We start from the raw sequence: 24,738 nt of genomic DNA, 5'->3' as shown, positions 1-24,738 counted from the left end.
TGATATTTAATATGAAAAAAATAGTTTTTTATATCTGCTTACTATCTGTGGGGACGTTGTCTTTACAGTCCTGCGATAAGTACCTGGATATTCAACCGGTGGGTACGGTAGTCCCGAAAACTATCGAAGATTTTAGAGGTTTGATGACCAGTGGTTATCAAGGATTCCCTTCGCATAAGTCGTATTTGACGTTACGTACGGATGAGGTACTGCTAGACGAATATTCTACAGATGTGGCTTCGGTTAAAGATATCTACTTGTGGAAAGATGCTAATCCGGATCCTAACACGATTTCGATGCCTTATGTAGGTTTCTATAAGAGTATTTTCTATGCTAACCACATTATCGCCAATATTGATACGGAGGTGGGTAGTACTACGGAGGCGAAGCAGGTAAAGGCAGAAGCTTATTTGATGCGTGCCTATGCACATTTTGAACTGTTAAATCTTTATGCGGATAACTATTCCACTGCAAATGCAGGTAAGCGTGGTGTGCCATTATCGTTGAAGGTAGATCTTGAGCAAGTATTTGTTCCGGCTACGATCGAACAGTCGTACGCGCAGGTGATGGCTGATATGAAAGAAGCAGCATCGTTGATGCAGGTGGTAGATCAAGATGCCAAAGTGAAATATAGATTTAGTAAACGAGTGTTGCATGCATTTGAAGCGCGTGTTCACTTGTATCGTAGTGAATGGCAGGAAGCGTTAGCGGCAGCAGAAGCAGCGTTGGCAATCAATGGGGATTTGGAAGATTTGAATGTGACCAGCGCGTTGTTACCAAGTGATTTTCAGTCCAAAGAGATGATCCTTTCTTTGGAAAAGGTGGCTATCCCTTCCGTAAAAAATTCAACCTATATCTCGACCAGTCTTTTAAATAGCTATAACAAGGATAACGATATGCGTTTTGTGCGTTACTTCCAGAAACGTGGCGGCGATTATATATCGTTAAAGGGTGGTGATAATAAGTATAACGTAAGTTTTAGAAATGCGGATTTATACCTTATCGTTGCTGAAGCGTATGCACAGTTAGGGAATACGGATAAAGCGGTCGAAAAGCTTGGTGTTTTACTACAAAAACGATTGAAGCCTACATACTATACACAGCAAATGTCGGCCTTGTCGAAGGAGGGTGCTACGCAACTGTTGGTTTCTATAGCGGCCGAACGGAATCGTGAATTGGCGCTCGAAGGCCAGCGTTGGTATGACTTGAAACGTAGTACGCGACCAGAAATTACACACTCTTTTGTCGGCACTGATTATGTCCTGCGTGCAAACGACCCCCGTTATGTTATTCGTTATCCGCAAGTGGCGATTGACAATAACCCGGAGCTCGGTTTTTAGCATTTCATTTGTTTATATATTGGTTAGTTTTCCCCGCTTCTTTGTTGAAGCGGGGATTTTTTTTAATTTCACCTCATGGCAGTGCATATTCTAATTGTGGAGGATGAAGATTGGGCTAAAGATAGCCTGGTGGAGATGCTGATGGATGTGTCGTGGTTGGATTTTGAGCTTACACACCATAAGACGATTCGCGATGCGGTGGCTTGGTTATCGACCAATAAAGTGGATCTTATCTTTATGGATATTCATCTGGGGGATGGACTGAGTTTTCACATATTCGATCAGGTAGCTGTAAAGTCTCCTGTGATTTTTACGACGGCCTTTGATTCGTATGCCTTAGAAGCTTTTCGTAATCAGGGATATGCATATTTGCTAAAGCCATATGATGAGGCTGAATTGGAGGAAGCTTTGCTGCGGGTGAAACCGCTGTTACCACAAAAAACACCCACTGTTCAGGCTTTTAAAAATCGTTTCCTCGTGAAGTATGGTATTCATCTAAAGTCTATTGCAGCGGATGAAATCGCTTATTTTATGGCAGAGGATAAGTTGCTTTATGCCACTTTACATAGCGGAGATGAATATATTGTGGAGGATACGATTACCAGTCTCTCGGACCGATTGGATCCGAAACGTTTCTTTCAGGTAAATCGTAAATTTATTGTTTCTATTGCGGCGATTATTGATATGGTTAAATTGAGTCGTAGCCGTATTCGTTTATCGTTGCATCCGCCTGTTGTATCTGGAGCGGAAGTGATTGTGAGCGAAGATAAGTCGAATGACTTTCAGCGTTGGCTGGGGGAGTAGTTCCAACTGCCCTTATTTTACCTTTATTTTCAGTTATAACGAATACCGGGTCGGACAAATCAGCTGTTTTACAAGCGATTCAATAAAAAAAAAGTGAAATTTTTATTGCATAATAAAAATTACTTGTATATTCGTTTACGTACACAATAGTATTTAAGGCTCTTTCCTTACATAGAATTGATGTGCTATTATAAACTTAAGATCTATTGTAATTGTACTAATGTGTCCCCTGTGGATTCATAGCCAATAAGAGGCATCCTGTCTATATTATGGCAATGTATCTGCTGTGAACCTGGAAGTGTTTCATGATAGATTATTATTAATCGATAAATCAATAAAATAAATTTAACATTATGAGATCAAAAATCTACATGCTTTGTTTCTTTTTGAGTTCTCCTTTTCTTCCTGTAAATCACCTGTACGCGCATGCTATTGGACGGATGGCGGTTATAGGCCATGATCAGGAGAAGGTTTATGGAAAGGTTACAGACGCGAACAATCAACCTTTGTCTGGTGTTACGATTAAAGTTAAAAACAGCCCAATGACTGTTTCAACAGATGCAGAAGGAAACTTTGAGTTGTTAGGGCAACTTCAGGGTAAAACTTTACTTTTGACTTATGTCGGGTACGTACCCAAAGAGGTTCTGGTGCAAAATAATGTAGCTTTGCAGATTATTTTGGAAGCTGACAAAAATGATTTGGAAGAGGTTGTTGTAGTGGGTTATGGAACGCAGAAAAGAAAGGAGCTAACAGGGTCGATATCTTCCGTCAAAGCCGCTGATATTGAGAAGGTATCTAGTAATTCGTTTACAGGTGCAATCCAAGGAAAAGTTCCTGGCGTTACGATTACGCAAACTAGTGGTGCACCAGGTGGGTCGAGCTCGGTAAGAATTCGAGGAGTAGGAACGACAGGCGGAAATCAACCGTTATACGTTATAGATGGTTTTCCAGTTGGGGGGAGCAACATGGGCATCAGTGGTAGTTCAGACCAGGTAGACGGCATGTCTATTGTTAACCCAAGTGATATTGAATCTATTGAGGTACTAAAAGATGCGGCGGCGGCTTCCATTTATGGTGCACGGGCTGCAAATGGTGTTATCTTAATTACTACAAAACGCGGAAAAGAGGGACGGACATCACTGGATCTTAGTGCATATACTGGTTTTCAGAATTTATGGAAGCGACCAAAGTTCCTAAATGCGGAGCAGTTTGCGACTTTAGCGAATGAGTTGTATCGTAATTCGAATATGACACCAAACCCCGAATGGGCCAACCCGAAGGATCTTGGAGAAGGAACAAATTGGATTAATGAAGTTTTTCGTACAGCTCCTATGTATAATGTTGATGTGTCCATGACCGGAGGGAATCAGAAAGTGAAAAATGCCTTGTCACTTGGGTATCGTGATCAACAAGGTACATTGATCGAGACGTGGAATAAAAGATACACTGGACGCGCTAACATGGATATACAAGTTGGCGAACGGTTGAAATTTGGGGGAAGTCTGGCATTCGCATACACGCAAGCAAAAGGGCAACAAAATGAGGATTTTCGATTAGGTATTTTCAATCTTGCACAACAATTTTATCCAACTCTAGGCTTAGAGGATGTGGTGAGTGGTTCGTCTGCGTATTATTCGACACAAGGTGATAATCCCTATCTCCGTGCGAAGAGTAGAGAAAACTTCCTGCGTAATATGCGTATGTATGGGAATGCCTTTGGCGAGGTTACTATTGTAGATGGATTGACTTTCCGTTCGAGTGTAGGTTTAGACTTTAACTCCAATCGTTCAAGTACCTGGGAACCCAAGGTACAGCGTGGATTTTACAGTAATCCACAAGCAATCTTAGGAGAAACACAAACACAGGGATTGAATTGGTTATTGGAGAACACTTTGAATTACAATAAAGTGATAGACAAACATAGCGTGTCCGCTATTATCGGTCAGACCGCTCAACGTAATGCGAGCGATTGGATTTCGATCACGGCACGAGAGTTTCAGAATGAAACTATCCGTGTGGTAAACACGAGTTCTGATGCCAACAGGAGAGGTTCTGGGACAGGGTCTGTCTATACATTAGCCTCTTACCTTGGACGAGTCAATTATGCCTATGATAATAAGTACCTCTTTTCTGCGAGTATTCGTCGGGATGGTTCATCTAATTTTGGACCGTCTTATAAATGGGGAAATTTCCCTTCGGTTTCTGCGGGTTGGAATATCTCAGAAGAAGATTTTTTCAATCAGTCAGGACCCATCAATAACTTGAAGCTCCGTGCAAGTTGGGGACAATTAGGAAATGATGCTATTGGAGCCTTTGGCTATTCGAGCACGTTTGGGTTAGGTCGTGTGGTTGATAATTACATCTTGGGGACGGGTCAAGGGTTGGTAACAGGAGCGAGTATGATTCGTCCTGGGAATAGCGATTTAAAATGGGAGACAAGTGAGCAACTGAATTTTGGACTCGATGTAAGCTTCCTTAATAATCGGGGTTATATGACTGCTGAATATTATATCAAAGATACCCGTGATATGCTGGTCAGTTTACCAGTATCCTTAGAAGCTGGCTTTGAGTCCGCTCCGTCGGTAAATGGGGGTAAAATTCGTAACCAAGGCTTTGAACTCTTGTTGGGCTATGGTGGCGGTAGTTCATTCAAGTATGATGTCAGTGTGAATCTATCAACATTAAAAAATAACGTTATATCCATGGGGGCAGGTAATCCGATATCAGGGCCTATTGTGGGCTTTACAAGTATGAATACTTCCTATACGGAGGTGGGCAAGCCTATCGGTTACTTTAGAGGATATATGGTTGACGGTATTTATCAATCTAATGGTGAGGTAGATAAGGCTTTTCAGCCGAATGCGAGTGCTGGTGACTTTCGGTTCCGCGATATAAATGGTGATAATGCTCTTACAGATGCTGATCGTGTAATGTTGGGAACGCCTTGGCCAACGCTAACTTATGGAATGAATATGGATTTTTCATACAAAGGATTCGATCTGAACGTACTGTTTCAAGGTGTATCTGGTAATGAAATATTCCATGTTAACAAATTTACGACCTATCCTGTGAAGTACTTTGGTGGTAGTGGTGTGATTAATGCTTCTGCGGATGTTTTGAATCGTTGGACTCCCGAGAATGGAGGAAACACCGTGCCTATTTTGAAATATACCGACCTCAATGGAAACTATGCTAATCTATCTTCTTTTTATGTGGAAGATGGATCCTACTTAAGACTACGAAATGTGACCTTAGGCTATACGCTTCCTGATCCCGTGTTTGCGAAGACGACATTCATCAAGCGCGTCAGAGTTTACGGTTCGGTTCAAAATGCGTTGACATTCACTAAATATTCGGGATTTGATCCAGAGGTTGGTTCAACAAATCCTTTGGCAAGTGGGGTAGATGATGGGGTTTATCCGATGCCACGAACGTTTATGTTTGGTTTGAAAGCTAGTTTCTAATCTATTAAATACAGATAAGATGAAAATATTAAAAAATATTGTATGCGTTGCTTTGCTGAGTTCAGCGACTGCTTGTAGCAGTGATTTTCTTACCCTTTCACCTACTGATGTTCTTGTCGAAGACAAGTTTTTTACGAGTATTTCTGATGCTGAAGCGGCGTTGATAGGGGCTTATGGTGCATTGCAGAAGGAAGAGGCATTTACTAATGTGCGCGATGCAGCGGATATAGAGTGGGCGATTTCAGGCGATATGTATGAGATGGATGGGAGTGCGAATCGAATAGAACTGCATTCCTTGGCCTTTCCGTCGACCAACACGATTTTGCGGGATATGTATACGGCAGCTTACTTGGGTATTAGTCGCGCAAATGTGGTCATCGCTAAAGTTTCTGCTATGGCAGATGGAGATGCTTTAGCGAAAAAGCAAATTATAGGGCAAGCCAAGTTTCTTCGTGCTCTCTTTTATTACCGATTGGTTACCTATTTTGGCGGTGTACCTTTAATAATAACGCCGCTAGATGCTAGTTCTGAGTTGCAGATACCACGAGCCTCAGCGGCAGAGGTGTGGACGCAGATAGATCGGGATCTGGAGGAAGCAAAGGTGGATCTTCCGGTGCGTTGGACGGGAAATCAAGTCGGTAAAATTACTTCGGGGGCATGCAAGGCACTTCTAGGAAAATCCTTTTTGTGGCAAAAAAAATATGATAAAGTCGTTACCGTAACAGAGGAGTTATTCTTGGAACAGCGGTATGTTTTATTGCCAGACTATCGGTCCATCTTCATGGAAAGTAATGAGAATAATGATGAGATTTTATTCTCTACACAGTTTAAGGAGGGGGTTGATGCGGAGGGTAATAATTTAGTGAAGCGTACTGCTCCGAGAGGTGCGCCGGCAGAATTTACAGGTGGAGCTGCCTGGAGTAACTTTGTGCCTCAACAACATTGGGTTAATGCGCATGAGAAGGATGGTGCAGGGAAAATCAAGGACAAAAGGTATTGGACCTCTATTATTGGGCCTGGGGAAGCACATCAGGATATGCCGGCCTTTATCATGCCGACAAATGTGCCAGCAGGATGGTCCAAATCTGGTTATATTATGACGAAGTATTGGCAAAAACCAACGTTGAATAATTCGGGTGTTAATGCACCTGTAATCCGATTTGCAGAGGTATTGTTGAATTACGCAGAAGCACTCAATGAACTTGACCAGCGAGGAAAGGCTATTGATCAGGTTAATAAAATACGTAAGCGTGCTGGTTTGACAGACCTCGGACAAGGACTCTCAAAGGAACAGGTGTTGGATGCGGTTTTTAAAGAAAGACGTATGGAGTTTATATGGGAACCGACAGGTGGATTCTCGGATTTGAACAGGAGTGGACGTTTTCTTAAGTTTATTGAAGCCGAACGTCCTAATTTTGCAGAATTAAATATTGGACAGAAGCCCTGGCTCATGACGAAACCTATCGTGTTTCCAATTCCAAGGGATGCTTGGGATAGGAATAAAGCCCTGGATCAGAATGAACATTATAGTTACTAAAAAACGCCTCCATATGGAGGCGTTTTTTGATGTTCTTATTCACGGCTTTTTAGGCGTATAAACTCTCTACATTTGTTGCATGCATGCAACACAGCCTTCTGTATTTGCCATGGGTGTCCTATTTTCAGTTAGAGATAAACACGTTGTCCCGTTTTGGCGCTTTCATAAATAGCACAAATAAGTGCTACAGATTTTTTTCCTTCTACGGCATCAATTAAAGGAATATTGTTGGACACTAGTGCTTCAATGAAATTTTGAATTTGTAGTTGGTGACCATAATGTGTGATCGCCATGGGATCATTAACACCTCCTTGTGCTAAAGGACCTTCGGTCATTGGCTTAATAGAACTGGTTTGGGGTTGCGCATGAAACTCCCAAAACGAAATTTTATCTTCTTCTAAGACAACGGTGCCTTTAGTGCCAACGATTTCAAGCCTCTTTGGTGTGCCCGGAAATGCTGCTGTTGTACACTCAATAACACCTAGGGCGCCATTTTTAAATTTGATATTTGCAACAATACTATCTTCGACCTCTATTTGGTGATGTAAGCGGTTGCTGCTAATCGCCTGCACAAATACCGCTTCACCCATATACCAGAGCAGCATGTCTACTGCATGAATACCCTGGTTCATCAATGCGCCTCCACCATCCAACTGCCAAGTGCCACGCCATGCGGCAGATTGGTAGTATGCCGGACTACGATGCCATTTGATACTCGCGCTACCCATGACAAGGTCTCCAAAATACCCTTGCCGAAGTTGTTCTTTTATCTTTTGGCTATTGGGGTAAAAACGGGTAGGAAATATTGTGCCGACCTGTACGTTATATTCTTCCGCTAATTGTATAATACGGTTACATCGCTCCAACGTGATTTCGAGTGGTTTTTCAATGAGGCAATGTTTCCCGGAACGAATAACCATCTCGGCAATTTCCAAGTGTGCACCTGAAGGCGTACAGATTGTAATGATATCAATGTTTTCGTCCGCGAGCATTGCCGTTAGGTCATCATAAACTTTACAGCCGTGAATTTCACCGAACGCTTTCGCTTTTTCATATGTACGATTGTAGACACCAACAAGTTGAGCTTGTGTAGTGTGCTGGATTGACACCGCATGGATCGAAGCAATAGCACCCGTTCCGACGATTCCAAATCTGAAATTTTTCTCCCTCATGAAATCCTTTTATCAGGTTTACGTATGATGTTTTTTTGGTTAGTATTTCAATTGAATACGCGACTAATATAACCTTTTTTACAAGACAAGAGTACAGCTTGTATAAAATGTTACAATTAACGTTAACGTACACTTTGTAAATTGAGCCTGTTATTTTGCTAAAAGGAATTTTTGCTACTTTGTGATTTTTTTTTATTCAAAAATGTTGGAAGACTAAATCAATTCTCTTACTTTGGTAAAAGTATAATCCTAAAACCAAGATTTTTCGAAAGAGGCGCAAGGCCAAGCTATTTGTAGAGAGGTGGTCAAAAAATAGAGCTTGCTTATTTTACGGTAACGTTACCGTAAAATAACTAATATAGTTGGAATGTCATTTATGTCTTCGCTTCGGAGAATGCGAGGGCGTGTTTGGAACGATAGAAAAAATACTCGCCAGTTAAGGTGTTTTATAGCGGAGAAGGAATGCTTGCGAGTAAAAAAATATATGATCAATAACCAAATTAAATACATTTTATGATATCAATTAGACCTTTTATGGCAATTGCTTTCTTCGTTTTATTGGAGATAACGGCCTTTGCTCAAGGACGGCACCCGGTAACGGGAACTGTTCAGAACTCTCAAGGAGTTCCATTAGTTGGTGTGAGTGTTTCTTTAATCGGTGGCGGAGAAGAAACGCAGACGGATGCCAAAGGATCGTTTCGTTTAGAGGTGTCATCTTTGCATGATTCGTTGCGGTTTTCGTTTGTCGGTTATGTACCGAAGCGAGTGGGGATTGGGGGACGTTCAGTTGTGCCGGTATCATTGGCCGATGCCTCTACAGATTTAGACGAGGTGGTCGTCGTGGGGTATGGTACACAAAAGAAAGGACAACTTACGGCGTCGGTGGATGTTATTTCTGGAGATCGATTAAAAGATCGCCCCGCAAATAATATTGGAGATTTGCTCAAGGGCGCTTCTCCTAATATGAATATCAATATGGGGATGCGGGGTGGTGAACCAGGGGCGACAAGTACTTGGAATATTCGGGGAGTAGGCTCTTTAGCTGGTAGTAGTCCGTTGGTTTTAGTGGATGGAGTAGAGATGGATCTTGCGGGGGTAGATCCGGAGACAGTGGAGAGTATTTCCATTTTAAAAGATGCTTCGGCATCGGCGGTGTATGGGGCACGCGCTCCTTTTGGAGTTATTCTTGTTACGACCAAGAAAGGACGTCAACAAGATGGAACTAAATTTGATTACAGCAATAATCTTTCTTTATCATCCCCTATTCATTTACCAAGTTTTATTGATTCCTACACCTGGGCGACCGCTTACAACCAGGCGAATGCGAATGCGGGCTTGACACCTGTATATAGCGATGAGCAAATGAATCGTATCAAGGGATATCTGGATGGAACTTTCCCGTACGAGTATGATCCAGATAAACCAATTGATAATATTTGGGCGGGTCGTCGAAATGGAAATGCTAATAATGATTGGCCTCATATATTAATGGGAACGAATGCTTTTAGCCAAAAACATAATGTGAATGTATCTGGAGGTAGTGCCCGAACGCAATATTTTTTATCTTCTGGCTATACCAAGCAAAATGGAACTTACGCCTTTGGCTATGATTATTTCAAAAGATATAACCTGATGTCGAATGTTTCAACGCGAGTGACCGATTGGTTCAAGATAAATTCTAGTTTGAAATGGTCTACTACTGCAACTGATTTTCCTATGGGAGAAACAACGGTTGGACGAGAACACACTTTCCGGGAAATGCTCATGTTTGCACCCATGATGCCTTTCCATAATATCAATGGTACCATTCAAAGTCCGCTGGTCCGCCTCCTACAAGACTCGGGGCGTGATAAAAAGAAAAATGCTGACTTCCTCGCAAACATTGGTGCTGAATTCGAACCTGTGAAAGGTTGGAAGACTAATGTGACTTACAATTATAATATCAAGAATACGAAGTTGAGCAGTAATCCAAAGCCTGTGATGGTCGAATTAGGAACGGGTGCTTTTGGTAACATTGGGAAACCGAATTCTTCTTATACATCGGGATATTATGAGTACGTGTATAAGTTGTTCAATGCTGTCACCTCTTACGAAAAGCAACTTGAGGATCATTATTTTATGGCGATGCTGGGTTTTGAGCAGGAGGAAAACTTGTATACCGGATTAAATGCAACAGGAACATCCCCTGTGGTGGATGATAACCCTTCTATTATAACCTCATTAGGAGGTGTCACGGCCGCAGATAATATGAGCCATTGGGCAACTAGGGGAGGTTTTGGACGTTTGAATTATAATTTTCAGGAAAAATATCTTGTTGAATTTGCGGCACGATATAATGGTTCATCGCGTTTCCCAAAAGAGAATCGATTTGGATTTTTTCCTTCAGGTTCTATGGGCTATGTCTTGTCGAAAGAAGGCTTTTGGGATCCTATTCGGGCAACGATCAATAATTTCAAGGTTCGTGCTTCTTATGGTTCATTGGGGAATCAGAATGTGGCTAATGAGTTGTATTATTCAAAAATTCCAATTTATCCCGAACTAAAATGGATTATTAATGAATCGAGACCACAATATGCACAGGCACCAGGTTTAATTAGTGATGAGATCACGTGGGAGACCGTAACGACTTTGAATCTAGGTGTAGATATCTCCATGATGCAGTCCCGCTTGGGAATTACCTTCGATTGGTACAATCGTACGACAGACAAAATGTTAGGTAGGGCTACTGAATTGCCTTTCTTGCTTGGTGCTTCGACACCACAGACTAATAATGCAAAACTCGCAACAAAGGGGTTTGAGTTTATTGCCACCTGGAATGATCATCTAGATAATGGTATTGCTTATCATGTGAAGGTGAGTTTAGGTGATAGCAAAACGAAGATCCTGGAATATTTCAATGAAACTGGTCGAATAGATACATGGTATAAAGGAAAGAACTATGGTGAGATTTGGGGCTTCGAGACTGATGGTATTATCCAAACTCAAGGTGAAGCTATGCCAGATCAGTCAAAATATCATGCTAAGTGGGGGCCTGGTGATATAAAATATGTGGACCAGAATGGAGACAAAAAAGTCAATGATGGGAGACGAACGTTGGATGATCATGGTGATTTAATTGTTATCGGTAATAATATGCCTCGTTATAATTTCGGTATAAATGCTGGAATGAGCTGGAAAGGTGTCGACTTTAATATGTTTTGGCAAGGTGTTGGAAAACGGGATTATAGCCCAGAGTCTACGACGCCATTATTTTGGGGGTTGACTAATAGCTGGGCGAACTCCGGGCTTTACAAGCACTCCCCAGCTTTAGATTATTGGCGGCCTGAGAATGAAACCAATATATTGGGACCCAATACAGATTCTTATCTTCCGAAACCTTACTTCACATCGGAAACGGATAAAAATAGACAGCCACAAACTCGTTATGTGTTAAATGCTTCATATATCCGATTGAAGAACGTACAAGTTGGTTATACCTTTCCCGCCAGTATAACAGGGAAGTTCCTGAGCAAAGCCCGGGTATATTTTTCCGGTGAAAACTTATTGACTTTTTCAAGTTTGCCTAAAGTTTTTGACCCGGAAACTTCTATAGCTTCGGATAGTCGTGAAGGCGGATATTTGACAAGTGGTGTTATCTATCCGATGAATAGAATTTTATCTTTTGGTGTAAATCTAACCTTAAAGTAAGTAAAGCTTATGAAAAATTTTCTTTATATATCCAGCATATTAGTAGGAGGCTGTTTAGCGCTCATCTCCTGTAATGATGATTTTCTAGAGCGAAAGCTACTGGATAAGGTTCAAGCAAATATGTATTTCGAAAAACCATTGGATTTAGAGATTTACATGAACCAGTTCTATAGCAATGCTTTGTTTCCAAAGTACCAAAATCACGGAAACGATTTTGATAGCGATAATGAAGTCGGGGCCACAGTGGATACACGCTTGCAGGGCACACGTACCGTTGTTACAACGGGCACCATTGGATTTGGCAATGTAAGGAGCCTTAATTATTTTCTGAATAATTATAAGAAAGTAGAGGGCAAACATGATTTCAATACGTATAAGCAGTATGTAGGCGAAGCCTATTACTTTAAAGCGGTAACTTATTTTAATCTTTTGAAGGTTTACGGTGATATCCCGTGGTTGGATAAAGATCTAGGAACTACTTCTCCAGAGTTATTTAGTCCGCGAACTCCTCGTAATATTGTAGCTGATCGAATTATTGGTTGTCTTGATACCGCAGCCATGTATTTAAGCGCTGACCGCACCAATGGTTATAGTCGGATAAATAAATGGATGGCTCTGTTAATGCAAAGTCGTGTTGCATTGTATGAAGGTAGCTGGCAGAAATATCACAATGGAACCGTATTCGGGGTGACTAATGCCAATCCGGAAAAGTACTTCGAGATCGCGGTTAAAGCCAGTGAGGCCGTCATGGCATCCGGACTTTATACTATATATAATACAGGTAAGCCGACGATGGATTATTTTGATCTTTTTACACGTCGTGATTATACCAATAATCCTGAGGTTTTGTTCTGGCGTCGCTATGATAATCAGTTATCCCGCGGAGATGGTGATTTTACAAATGATCGGAATTTTCGGATGTCGCAACCCTCTGGTAAATCAATAACCAAGGAAATGACGGACCAATATTTATGCACAGATGGAAAAGCGATAACAGGAAATAGTCTGTTTCAAGGCTATGCAACAATTAATAAAGAATTTGAAAACCGCGATCCCCGATTACGACAAACGGTAGCAACACCAGATCAGGTGTGGAAAATTGCGGCTAACGGGACGAGTCAAAATTGGTCCGTAATTTATAATACATTGAATGGAAATGCGGATCTAAATGCACCTTCAGGATATATTATTCAAAAGGGATATGATCCACATGTGATCTATCATGTGCAGCAGTATGAGGAAACTCCTTCGATTTTGTTTCGCTATGCTGAGGTCTTGTTAAATTATGTAGAAGCGAAAGCTGAGCTTGGATCAATTACACAAACTGACGTTGATAAAACAATAAAACTATTGCGTGCACGTGCTGGCATGCCGAACCTTCTGATGGGGAGTATTGCGAATGATCCTAAATGGGATTTTCCATCTTTGTCTCCTTTGCTTAACGAAATTCGTAGAGAAAGGCGCGTAGAGTTGGTGGGAGAAGGGTTTCGGTGGGATGATATTGCACGTTGGGCTGCGGCTGATGAGTTGATTGTAGGTAAGCGCCCGAAGGGTTTTTTAGCCAGTCAGATTGTTAAAAATCCTTTTCCCGTTGATCAGGATGGGTTTTTAGATCCTTTTCAAAAGGCTGTTCCGATAGGATATGGCTTTAAATTGGATCGAGATTACTTGAATTCTATTCCAGAAAGTGAAATTGTATTGAATAATAAATTAAAGCAAAATCCAGGTTGGTAAAAGAGATGTTTCATGTGAAAGGTTAGTAATAGACCTTGAGTGGTGCTGACTCCCCGTTATGCACCACTCTTTACCTCCAAAAAATCAATAAAGGAATGAAAAATTACTTGCTACGATTGATGTGTTTGATTGTGCTCTTTGGAGGACTAAAAACACTCTATGGACAAAAAGGACCCCATAAAAAGGAAATTTGGAAAGAAATTGCTCCGTATTTTAATCCACCAGAAGTATATGCCGATCAATATGGTGATTACCGATCTATATGGAAAAATAAGGATGTGAGAGTATTGGAAACAGCTGAAGGCTGGACATTGCAGCGTAAAGTGATTAAAGATAAATGGATGAAGCTTATGGGAAATTGGCCGTCTTTTATTACGGATCAAACTTTGGAGCTCCTTGATTCTATTGTGCATACGGATTATACCCAATATAAGGTTCGGTTTCGTTGGCTGCCAGAAGAATATACGGAGGGGTATCTTTTAGTTCCACACCAGGAAGGTCCCAAAGCGGCTGTAATCACGGTGTTTTACGAGCCAGAGACCGCGATAGGAGAAGGAAAGGAAGGACGTGATTTCGCTTTGCAATTATGTCGCCGGGGATTCGTATGTTTATCGTTGGGAACCACCGAAACAACGGCCAATAAAACCTACTCTTTGTATTACCCATCAATTGATAATGCAACGACTCAGCCCTTATCGGTGTTAGCTTATGCAGCAGCGAATGCATGGCATGCATTGGCAAAGTTTCCTGCTGTCGATAGTGCGCGGATAGGTATTATGGGGCACTCCTATGGCGGTAAGTGGGCGATGTTCGCCTCGTGTTTATTTGATCGGTTTGCATGTGCGGTGTGGTCTGATCCAGGAATTGTTTTCGATGAAACGAAGGGTTCTGGTGTAAATTATTGGGAGCCGTGGTACTTGGGGTACTACCCTCCTCCTTGGACTAATGCTTGGCGTCAGCAGGGTATGGTGCCCGAGGCACGAGGTTTGTATCCGCACTTAGTGAGAGAAAAAGAAGATTTACATGAGTTACATGCGCTAATGGCGCCACGTCCTTTTTTAGTGTCAGGAGGCTCTTCCGATCCCGTAGAAAGGTGGATTCCTTTAAATCACAGTATTCATCTGAACAAGGTGCTGGGATATAAAAACCGGGTCGCGATGACGAATAGAAAGGAACATGCGCCAAATCAGCAATCAAATAGGGCTGCTTTTCTCTTTTTTGAGTATTTCTTGAAATAGATTGGCTATCGCAGTATGGTTGGAAGTTTACACAGGAGTAATAATAGTTTTTAGTAACGTGAAGAAATGGAAGCTAACATAAGTAGTGAGTTTGATGTTATTGTAGTAGGATCTGGTATCAGTGGTGGATGGGCCGTGAAAGAGTTTACGGAGAAAGGATTTAAAACGTTGCTCATTGAACGAGGCCGGATGGTGAAACATGTGAAAGATTATCCTACAGCGATGATGGATCCTTGGGCGTTTGAACATCGCGGACAAAAGACGCAACGGGATTATCAGGAAAATAAATTGATCAGCAAGCATTATGCTTATGGGGAGGCGACACGGCATTTTTACGTTAATGATGCGGAACAAGCTTATATCCAAGAGAAACCTTTTGATTGGATTCGAGGGTATCAATTGGGCGGGAAATCGTTGCTATGGGCACGACAGACACAGCGGTGGAGTGATTTTGAATTTGAAGCACCAAGTCGTTTTAACTACAGCATAGATTGGCCTATTCGGTATAAAGATTTGGCACCATGGTATAGCCATGTAGAACGTTTTGTAGGGATTGCGGGCAATCGAGATGGAATTGTTAATATGCCCGATAGTGAGGTGGTCGGGGCATTTGAAATGAACCGAGTCGAGCGATACATAGCAGATGCAATTGATTCCCATTATTTGGATCGTAAAGCTATTATTGGTCGTTGTGCTAACCTCGTTGCATTAAAGGAAACACAGCGTCAACAAGGAAGGACACAATGTATGGCGCGATCGCTGTGTGAAAGAGGTTGTCCTTTTGGCGCATACTTTAGTTCTAATGCTTCCACAATACCGTATGCGGAAAAAACAGGTAACTTAACAATCTGTACGGATAGTATTGTAGAGTCTGTAATTTATGACGAGCAATTAGGAAGAGCTGTTGGGGTGCAGGTGGTGGATGCACATACGATGAAACGAAGTCAATATCGTGCTAAGGTCATATTTCTAAATGCAGCGACCCTTAACTCCAACTTGATCTTGTTAAATTCGAGATCGAACCGATTTCCAAATGGTTTGGGTAATGATAGTGGTCTTTTGGGTCGTTTTATTACGTTTCATAATTATCGTGGCCGGATTACGGCAGAGATAAAAGGATTTGAAGATTCTTATTATTATGGACGCCGCCCAACCCAAGTGTTTATTCCTGCATTTCGAAATATTCATGCTAAAGCAGACAGCTTTAAGGGGTCTTACTTGATTGCATATTCCGCCGTTCGTGACGGATGGGGACGGGCTTTGCCCGAAGAAGGCTTAGGTCATGCCTTTAAAGATGCTTTGCTAGAGCCCGGGCCTTGGAAAGTTTCGATGATGATGCAGGGAGAAGTCCTACCCATATATGAAAACCATGTGCGGTTAAGTTCAGATCAAGTAGACAAATATGGAATGCCTCAATTAATAACTTCAATAGGATATACAGATAATGATGTCGCTATGATGGAGGATTTCTTCTCAGAGGGAGGACAGATGTTGGAGAAGGCAGGCTGTATTAATATTGAAAAACTTGACCAACATATCGCTTTTGGAAGGCAACCAGGATTAGAAGTTCATGACGTGGGCGGCGTACGCATGGGACATGACCCGAATAATTCATTGCTCAATGCACATAATCAGATGCACCATTGTAAAAATGTTTTCGTGACAGACGGCGCATGCATGACCAGTATTGGCAATCAAAACCCGTCTTTAACTTTTATGGCGCTGACAGCCAGAGCGGTTGATTATGCTGCGGACCAATTAAAAAATGGAAGTATCTCATGAGAACGTACTTAATTCTTGTTTTTTCTTTACTCGTCTCCTGTACTGTTTTGTTTAGTTGTCAGTCTCTAACTGATAAACAGCAGTCGATTCAAGATTCGGTAGACTACCTTAAACTAGAGCATAGCTATATAGAGGTGCGAACGATGGCGCATGGGCTGAAGGTTCCTTGGGGAATGGACTATGTTAACAATAGAGTTTTGTTTACAGAAATTGAAGGAAATGTAAAAGAACTAGATTTAGAGACGGGTAAAGTTAAAACCTTATTGCAACTTCATGATGTTTTTACACGGACCACGCCGGGTCTATTAGATATTGCTATCGAGAAAACCGAAAAGAAAAATCCTTTTGTATTTATTAATTACACGAAAAAAGTTGATTCCGCGATTGTCTCGTCTTTGGTTCGCTATCAATATACGGGGGATACACTTATAAACCCAAAAGAACTACTGACAGTACGGGGTGCTAATGGGCATAATGGTTCCAGACTTTTGATCGATAAAAATAACATTTTGTATTGGGCTACTGGGGACGTCGCGAATAACAAAATGGCGCAAGACTCTACAACATTGAACGGCAAGGTGCTGCGTATGACTTTGGACGGGTCAATACCCAAAGATAATCCAATACCTAATAGCTTGGTGTATGCATGGGGATTTCGAAATATTCAGGGGATGGCAATGGACCGGCTGGGAAACCTTTTTACAGCGGAACATGGAGATGCGATTGAAGATGAGATAAACTGGGTGCGGCCTTTACATAATTATGGTTGGCCATTGATAGAAGGGGTGCATGATACGGAACAGGAATTTGCCGTGGCCAGGAAGACGATCATGACTGAACCTATGCGTGCGTGGACTCCTGTTATAGCACCTGCAGGATTAGCATATTATAACCATTCAGCTATTCCGGAATGGCAAAACGCGCTACTTCTGGTTACGCTTAAGAGTCAGTCTTTACGAGTTTTAACGTTGAATTCGGATCAGCACGATGTGAAACAGGAACATGTTTTTTTTACAGGGAGATATGGTCGCCTTCGAGCTGTTTTGGCCCTGCCAAATGGTGATGTTTTTTTATCGACAAGTAATAGAGATTGGAACCCGCAACCTGGCTTTCCGAAGGAATATGATGACAGGATAATTAGACTCCGTATCCATAAGAAAAAAGTAGGTACTTACTTGCAAGAGGATACGGTTGGAGCTAACCACATGATGAGGAATAATGGGGTTTTGTTGTATCAGAATTATTGTGCATCATGTCACAAGCCTGATGGAAAGGGCGTGGATAGAACTTTTCCATCTTTGGTAAATTCTTCGACGGTCAAAAATATGAAACAGTTCAGTATGCTGCTCTTGCGGGGCACAACGTTGAAAAAAGAAATTAATGGGGTGCGTTATGAACAAGATATGGCTAGTTTCTCCTTTTTGAAAGATGAAGAGTTAGTTTCTATACTTAATTATGTCAGTAAGCAGTTTGGAAATAAAAAGGTGACGACTGTTGAAGAATTAAAGAACCTGAGGAAAAAAAATTAGAAATGTGTTGGACGTTTTATTTATAAACCCTATCTTCGGGTACGTACACAATATAGTATTTGCGTGCTAACCAATAAATTATAAATTAAATTCATAGATAGATATGCAGCCTTTAGATTACATTATTATTGTAGTTTTTTTCTTGCTCTTGATCGGTATTGGCATCTACAGTTATTTTAAAGTATCCTCTTCTGCCGACTTTTTTACTGCAGGCGGAAAATTGCCTTGGTGGCTATCCGGAATATCACATCATGTTTCGGGTTATAGTGGTGCCGTATTCGTAGCATACGCTTCTATCGCATACACACATGGGTTTGTGATGTATGTTTGGTGGGCGTTGACCATTGCGATTGCGATGATTGGGACTATTTTTTTTATTGCTCCTCGGTGGGCGAGGCTCCGTAGTAAAACCGGAATTCAATCCCCTACAGAATATTTGGGTACACGCTATAACCTACCGACTCAACAACTCATGGCCTGGAGCGGTGTAATTGTCAAGTTGTTTGATGTTGGTGCGAAATGGGCCGCTGTAGGTATTCTACTGAATGCTTTTATGGGCGTCCCTATTGTTACTGGAATTATCCTTTCCGGAGTTGTTACACTATTTTATGTCACTTTGGGTGGTCTTTGGGCTGATGTCCTGAACGATTTTGTGTCTTTTATTATCCAAGTTGCGTCGGGATTAGTCATGTTTATTATTGTCTTGGTGCGTTTGGGAGATGGCCCTGTGGGTGTGCTCACGATGTGGGATCGCTTGCCTGCTGAACACAGCAATTGGTTCAACTCGCCCTATACGGTATCGTTTGCTATTGCTTTTCTGGTCATTAACTTTTTTAGTTACAGTGGAGGTACCTGGAATCTTGCAACTCGTTTTATCTCCTCTCCATCGGGCAAAGATGCCAAGAAGGCGGCTATCTTGTCGGCTGTTCTTTATCTCATTTGGCCCTTAATCCTGTTTTACCCTATGTTTGCTGCGCCAATATTTTTTCCAAACTTAGAAAATCCCGAAACCTCATATTCGCTCATGGCTATGGAGTTTCTGCCATCTGGACTTTTGGGATTGCTTGTCGCATCATTATTCTCGACAACTCTATCCATGACTTCGTCTGATGCCAATACAATTTCATCCGTTATAACCAGAGATATTCTCCCGGTAATCATGAAAAAAGTAAAATTCTATGATAAGAAGCAAATGTTATTATTGGCACGGGTAACGACTTTTAGCTTTATCCTACTCACCATTATTATTGCTTTTAACGCCAAGTCTTTCGGCGGAGTTATTGGGCTTATTATATCTTGGTTTGCGGCTCTACTGGGCCCGATATCTATCCCTATGATTTTAGGTTTATTACCAGCTTTTAAACATAGTGGAAGTATCGCTGCTATTCTATCAATTGTGGGTGGGTTGTTCACATTTGTCGTCATTAAAATAGTCGGAGGTATGGGAGTCGCTCTTGAATTGGCGGGGCCTTTGATGATGTCATTGGCATTGTATATAGGATATGCATGTATTGTCAGAAAAAAGGTGCCTGAAAAGGTAGAGCAATTGCTCCAAGATATCGATGTCGATTAGGTGTTTTGTTGTATGAGCTATATCATAAAAATGAAGGAAGTAATAGGCAGATCTAGCCAGAAGAAGTCCCGATTAGGGGAGCTCATTAAGGCGTATAGGTCGTATCTTTTCGAAGATTATTTACCTTTTTTAGATCGATTTATTTTTGATGAGCAGCATGGTGGTTTCTTTTGGAACACCACGTACAGCGGTGAAATATTGGGTACGAATAAAAGAACATGGTATGACGCCCGAGGAGCCTGGGTTTATAGTTTTTTATATCAAAATTTCGACCGTAATCCCCTGTACTTAAGGAAAGCGAAGCAAACATTGGATTTATTACTTCGTGTGAAATCTCATGCACAGCAGTTTTGGCCGTGGTCATACGATCATGAGGGAGTCGATTTAAAAGAAAGACCAGGAGATATCTACGGCAATCTTTTTGTTGCAGAGGCATTTGCGGCTTATGCAGAGGCTGCAGATGATGTGTCTTATTGGATATTTGCTAAACAACGGGTCTTGGAAGCATTTGAGTGGTATCAAGATTCTGCATATCGTTATGCGCTGGAATATCGTCCGGATCCCCTGTATGGGGAGGCATCCGAGGTTTTAGGGCACTATATGATTATTCTACATGTCTGTACCGGAATGCTGCGGTATAAAGCTGATTTGGAACTGAATAATATTGTGTCGGAATGTATAGACGCTTTACTAACGAAACATGTGCATCCTGTCCATGGGTTGATGGTGGAGTTACAAGCCAAGCCTGGGAATGATTTGCCCGTATCATACGAACAGTTTGTGTACTTAGGGCATGCAATAGAAGCTTTATGGATGGTTATGGATGAGGCTATGCGACGTCACGATTTTGATTTATTCCAGTTGGCGGCCCAACGATTTAAGCAACATGTAGAGGTTGCGTGGGACGATTTACACGGCGGTTTTTTTCACTGTTTGAATCATGTGGACGATTATCACTTTTTAACGGATAAGGTTTTGTGGGCTCAGGAGGAAGTGTTGATTGGGTGTTTGATATTGTGGGAAGAACAAGATGATAGTTGGGCTAAAACGTGGTTCTGGAAGACCTATAATTACATGGAGAAATACTTTGTCCGTCACGATTTGCCCTACAAACCTTGGAAATTGGGAGGCGGACGAAAAATGGATAAACTGGATGTCGGATATAGGATTGAAAACTATCATCATCCACGGCATTTAATGTTTAGTTTGTTGTCTCTTGATAGGATATTAAAGAATACTATATAAACCAAATTACGATGAAAAACGATCTTAGCCGAAGAGGCTTTATTAAGACGACAGCTATGGCTTCGTTAGGAATCGGGTTGTTAGGCCCACAGGGCAAATTTTCTGAATCTCTAGTTTCGACACAACAGCGCAAGCGTGTTGGAATTATTGGCTTGGATACTTCGCATAGTGTTGCCTTTACTAAGGCGCTTAATGCGGTCGATGCTGACCCCCGTTTTCGAAATTATAAAGTAGTAGCCGCTGTTGCACAAGGAAGTAAAGATATACCTTCTGCCATCAGTCGTGTGCCAAAATACGTGGAAGAGATTAGTGCTGCGGGCGTAGAAATTGTCGGAACTATTGCGGAATTATTAAAAAAAGTGGATGTCGTGTTGTTGGAAAGTAATGATGGACGTGTGCATTTAGAGCAAGCCACACCTGTCATCAAAGCCGGAAAAACACTTTTCATTGACAAACCCATTGCGGCATCGTATCAGGATGCCCAACAGATATTTCAACTTGCGCGGCAATATAAAGTTCCTGTATTCTCTTCTTCCTCTTTGCGGTTCATGGAGAAAGTAAAGGAGGTGAAGGCTGGAAGTATAGGAGCGGTGTACGGGGCAGAAACCTTCAGTCCTGCTACTTTAGAGCCTACCCATCCAGATTTTTATTGGTATGGTATCCACGGCATTGAGACATTGTTTGCACTTATGGGGACAGGGTGTGAAAATGTGACGCGTTTCCACACGCCTGACGTAGATTTGGTGGTAGGGAAGTGGAAGGACGGTCGTGTTGGAACGTTTAGGGGGATCAGAAAAGGGAAGCATGATTTTGGGGGAATGGTATTTGGAGAGAAAGGAAATATAACCTTAGGACAGTTCAAGGGGTATGATGCTTTGTTGGAGGAAATTGTGGCTTTTTTTGATACCGGAATTTCGCCTGTTTCAGCCGCCGAAACGCTCGAGATTTGTGCTTTTATTGAGGCTGCAGACGAAAGCAAACGTCAACAAGGAAAAACGATAACATTAATAAACGCTTAAACTTGATATAGTATGGAAGAATCACGTCGAAATTTTATTAAGAAGGCCGTCATTGGTACATCGGCATTGACATTTGGGGGCATACTACCTTCTTTTACGGCAAAAAGCTATGCCAATATAATCGGTGCTAACGAGCGGTTAAACATTGCAATGATGGGGGTCAATGCGCGGGGAAAAGCCCTAGCCAGTAATTTTGCGATGCAACCCAACGCGCAAGTAGTCTACCTATGCGATGTTGATAAACGCGCTCTAAATAATTGTATGCCAGAGGTAATGAAACGGCAACGCCATGAACCTAAAACAACGGGTGATTTTCGTCGTGCTCTGGAAGACAAGAATGTTGACGCTTTAGTGGTTGCTGCGCCAGATCATTGGCACGCTCCGGCTGCGATTTTAGCATCGCAAGCGGGGAAACACGTCTATCTGGAAAAACCATGTAGCCATAATCCGCACGAAGGAGAGTTATTGGTTGAAGCAGTCAATACGTATAAAAATGTAATCCAGATGGGCAATCAGAGGCGTTCTTGGCCAAATGTGGTCGCTGGAATTCAGGAGGTTCACGCAGGAACAATCGGGAAAGCTTATTTTGCACGCACATGGTACACGAACAATAGAGCTTCGATTGGTGTTGGGAAAACGACACCTGTTCCCGAGTGGTTAGATTTTGACCTGTGGCAGGGGCCTGCTCCAAGACAAGCTTTTAAGGATAATATTTTACACTATAACTGGCATTGGTTTTGGAAATGGGGCACAGGAGAAGCATTGAATAATGGAACACATTTTGTCGATTTAGCACGATGGGGCTTGCAACAAGAATACCCAACACGTGTAACATCTTCTGGAGGACGTTTTGCTTATCGTGATGACTGGGAAACGCCAGATACACAGGTGATCGGTATGGAATTTGAAAATAATGCGATGATCACATGGGAGGGGCGAAGCTGCAATGGTCTTAAGACGGATGGAGCTACTGTGGGAGTGATTTTTTATGGAGACAAAGGTTCTTTACAAATATCAGGTGATAATGGTTATAGAATCTATGACTTAAATAGCAATCTTGTCAAGGAAATTAAGGACGATACGAAGGTGGAAGCAGCTAGCCTAACGAATCCCTCACAACAATTAGATGCGATCCATATACAAAATTTCTTTGCGGCAATAAAAGATGGGAAATCGCTAAACTCGGATATTACAGGCGGACATAAGAGCACACTCCTTGTGCAGTTGGGTAATATCGCACAGCGGACAGGTCAAAGTCTTGATATTGATCCGAAAACAGGACGCATTCGTAACAATAAAGAAGCGATGCAAAAGTATTGGTCCCGTGAGTACCAAAAAGGCTGGGAGCCGCGATTGTAAATGATGGATAAGAGGTTTACAGTAATTTTACATGATACATTCACCATAAAGCTGAAAAATTATTGTAAATTAGGTAGGCTCTTCATCAAGAGGGATGATATATACGGTGCTCCACGTGCAGGAGCATTTGGGAGAAGATAAGACTGGTTATACTAAAGGAATATGAAAAAAAAGGAAAAAGAATCTGGGGGAGTAAAAGAGATTGCTAGAAGGGCAAATGTGTCCATTGCTACAGTAGATCGTGTTTTACACAACAGAACAGGCGTCTCCGAAAAGACAAAAAAGCGTATAATGGAGATTATTGAGGAGTTGGATTATCAACCGAATATCCTGGCGCGCCGATTGGCTTCCTCGAAGACCATGCACCTTTATTCCTTAATACCTGCAGTATCCAAAGAGACTGATTATTGGGACGTTCCATTGCAAGGGATTTATCAGGCCGAGAAAGAAATAAAACTGTATAACGTAAAGGTGTCTAAATTCTTTTATGATATGAATGATAGGGACTCTTTTATAGCGCAGACTAAAAAGATCTTAAAACAAGAAGATGTGGACGGACTTTTATTGGCACCTGCTTTTGTCGAGGAAACTATTGCTTTTACGCAAGCATGCAAAAAAAAGAATATTCCTTTTGTGTTTATCAACTCTGATATACCTACGCAAAATAGTCTGAGTTATTTTGGACCAAACTTACTTCATAGTGGTCAAACGGCAGCGCATTTGGTAAATTATCTTGTGGAAGAAGATAAGCAAATTTTACTGCTGAATATTGCAAAAGATATTGATTCGGATCACCATATTTTGCGTAAGGAGGAAGGGTTTACTGCATATTTTGCATCCAATGGAAAACGGAAAATTTTAAAAGAGAATCTGTATAATACGTCCTATCCTGCGGTCAAAAAAGCCCTTCGCGCTTTGCTGGACAAGACGCCTGATTTACGCTTAATATTTGTTACGAACTCCCGGGTGTCTTTGGTTGCACAGTTCTTAGAAGAGATAAAACGATCTGATATTTTATTAATTGGCTATGACTTTTTGAAAAGTAATATAGCGTATCTAAATCAGGGCGTAATTGATTTCTTAATTTGTGAAAAACCACAAGAACAAGCCTATCGAGGTATTAAGGCTCTGTATCGTTATTTGATGTTTGAAGAGGAGCAGGAGAAAGAGTACTTTATGCCTATCGATATTATTCATCGCGAAAACCAACAATTTTACAAAAATTAAGGTTCCTTAGAAAAGGAATGAACAGTGC

At 41.6% G+C, this 24,738-nt stretch carries 15 protein-coding genes; 14 read left to right on the top strand and 1 reads right to left on the bottom strand.

Translation table 11 applies throughout. The annotated features are described in order from the left end of the window. Positions 1-11 precede the first annotated feature (11 nt). The 4 genes from B9Y69_RS12535 to B9Y69_RS12520 all read left to right on the top strand — a co-directional run bounded on the left by B9Y69_RS12535 (position 12) and on the right by B9Y69_RS12520 (position 7,145). Positions 12-1,340: a RagB/SusD family nutrient uptake outer membrane protein gene (locus B9Y69_RS12535; RefSeq protein ID WP_085473392.1), complete on the top strand. Its 1,329-nt coding sequence runs from the start codon at positions 12-14 to the stop codon at positions 1,338-1,340. Between the two features lie 75 nt (positions 1,341-1,415). Beyond that, positions 1,416-2,144: a LytR/AlgR family response regulator transcription factor gene (locus B9Y69_RS12530; RefSeq protein ID WP_085473310.1), complete on the top strand. Its 729-nt coding sequence runs from the start codon at positions 1,416-1,418 to the stop codon at positions 2,142-2,144. A 353-nt stretch (positions 2,145-2,497) separates the two neighbouring features. Further along, complete coding sequence (locus B9Y69_RS12525) at positions 2,498-5,608, top strand: SusC/RagA family TonB-linked outer membrane protein (RefSeq protein ID WP_085473309.1); 3,111 nt, start codon at positions 2,498-2,500, stop codon at positions 5,606-5,608. Positions 5,609-5,627: 19 nt separating this feature from the next. Continuing rightward, the gene (locus tag B9Y69_RS12520; RefSeq protein ID WP_085473308.1) at positions 5,628-7,145 is read left to right on the top strand and encodes a RagB/SusD family nutrient uptake outer membrane protein; all 1,518 of its coding nucleotides are present in this window, start codon (positions 5,628-5,630) and stop codon (positions 7,143-7,145) included. A gap of 128 nt (positions 7,146-7,273) precedes the next feature. On the opposite strand, the gene B9Y69_RS12515 is transcribed toward B9Y69_RS12520, so the two are convergent. Beyond that, the gene (locus B9Y69_RS12515; RefSeq protein ID WP_085473307.1) at positions 7,274-8,317 is read right to left on the bottom strand and encodes a Gfo/Idh/MocA family protein; all 1,044 of its coding nucleotides are present in this window, start codon (positions 8,315-8,317) and stop codon (positions 7,274-7,276) included. 513 nt (positions 8,318-8,830) lie between these two features. On the opposite strand from B9Y69_RS12515, the gene B9Y69_RS12510 reads away from it, so the two are divergent. The 10 genes from B9Y69_RS12510 to B9Y69_RS12465 all read left to right on the top strand — a co-directional run bounded on the left by B9Y69_RS12510 (position 8,831) and on the right by B9Y69_RS12465 (position 24,710). Beyond that, on the top strand, positions 8,831-12,004 hold the full coding sequence (locus tag B9Y69_RS12510) for a SusC/RagA family TonB-linked outer membrane protein (protein ID WP_144036568.1): 3,174 nt from the start codon (positions 8,831-8,833) through the stop codon (positions 12,002-12,004). A 9-nt stretch (positions 12,005-12,013) separates the two neighbouring features. After that, positions 12,014-13,738 (top strand): RagB/SusD family nutrient uptake outer membrane protein, encoded by a 1,725-nt coding sequence (locus B9Y69_RS12505; protein WP_085473305.1) that lies wholly within the window; start codon positions 12,014-12,016, stop codon positions 13,736-13,738. A 95-nt stretch (positions 13,739-13,833) separates the two neighbouring features. Further along, a complete protein-coding gene (locus B9Y69_RS12500; protein WP_085473304.1) occupies positions 13,834-14,976 on the top strand; it encodes a prolyl oligopeptidase family serine peptidase in 1,143 nt (380 codons plus the stop codon). A gap of 66 nt (positions 14,977-15,042) precedes the next feature. Continuing rightward, positions 15,043-16,758, top strand: coding sequence for a GMC oxidoreductase (locus tag B9Y69_RS12495; RefSeq protein ID WP_085473303.1), 1,716 nt, complete (start codon positions 15,043-15,045; stop codon positions 16,756-16,758). Next, complete coding sequence (locus B9Y69_RS12490; protein WP_085473302.1) at positions 16,755-18,287, top strand: PQQ-dependent sugar dehydrogenase; 1,533 nt, start codon at positions 16,755-16,757, stop codon at positions 18,285-18,287. The genes B9Y69_RS12495 and B9Y69_RS12490 overlap by 4 nt, the downstream gene beginning before the upstream one ends. A gap of 103 nt (positions 18,288-18,390) precedes the next feature. Continuing rightward, on the top strand, positions 18,391-19,860 hold the full coding sequence (locus B9Y69_RS12485) for a sodium:solute symporter family protein (RefSeq protein WP_085473301.1): 1,470 nt from the start codon (positions 18,391-18,393) through the stop codon (positions 19,858-19,860). Positions 19,861-19,890: 30 nt separating this feature from the next. Continuing rightward, a complete protein-coding gene (locus B9Y69_RS12480; protein WP_159451845.1) occupies positions 19,891-21,105 on the top strand; it encodes an AGE family epimerase/isomerase in 1,215 nt (404 codons plus the stop codon). An 11-nt stretch (positions 21,106-21,116) separates the two neighbouring features. Continuing rightward, positions 21,117-22,124, top strand: a complete 1,008-nt coding sequence (locus B9Y69_RS12475; RefSeq protein WP_085473299.1) for a Gfo/Idh/MocA family protein — start codon at positions 21,117-21,119, stop codon at positions 22,122-22,124. A 12-nt stretch (positions 22,125-22,136) separates the two neighbouring features. After that, positions 22,137-23,483, top strand: a complete 1,347-nt coding sequence (locus tag B9Y69_RS12470) for a Gfo/Idh/MocA family protein (RefSeq protein ID WP_085473298.1) — start codon at positions 22,137-22,139, stop codon at positions 23,481-23,483. A gap of 162 nt (positions 23,484-23,645) precedes the next feature. Beyond that, positions 23,646-24,710 carry a LacI family DNA-binding transcriptional regulator gene (locus tag B9Y69_RS12465; RefSeq protein WP_085473297.1) on the top strand — a complete coding sequence of 355 codons (1,065 nt, stop codon included), beginning with the start codon at positions 23,646-23,648 and terminating at the stop codon, positions 24,708-24,710. The last annotated feature ends 28 nt before the right edge of the window (positions 24,711-24,738 follow it).

Source organism: Sphingobacterium psychroaquaticum (assembly GCF_900177625.1).
Classification (GTDB): Bacteria; Bacteroidota; Bacteroidia; order Sphingobacteriales; family Sphingobacteriaceae; genus Sphingobacterium; species Sphingobacterium psychroaquaticum.
The sequence above is the reverse complement of the archived record's forward strand: the minus strand, read 5'-3'. Positions and strand labels throughout refer to the sequence as shown.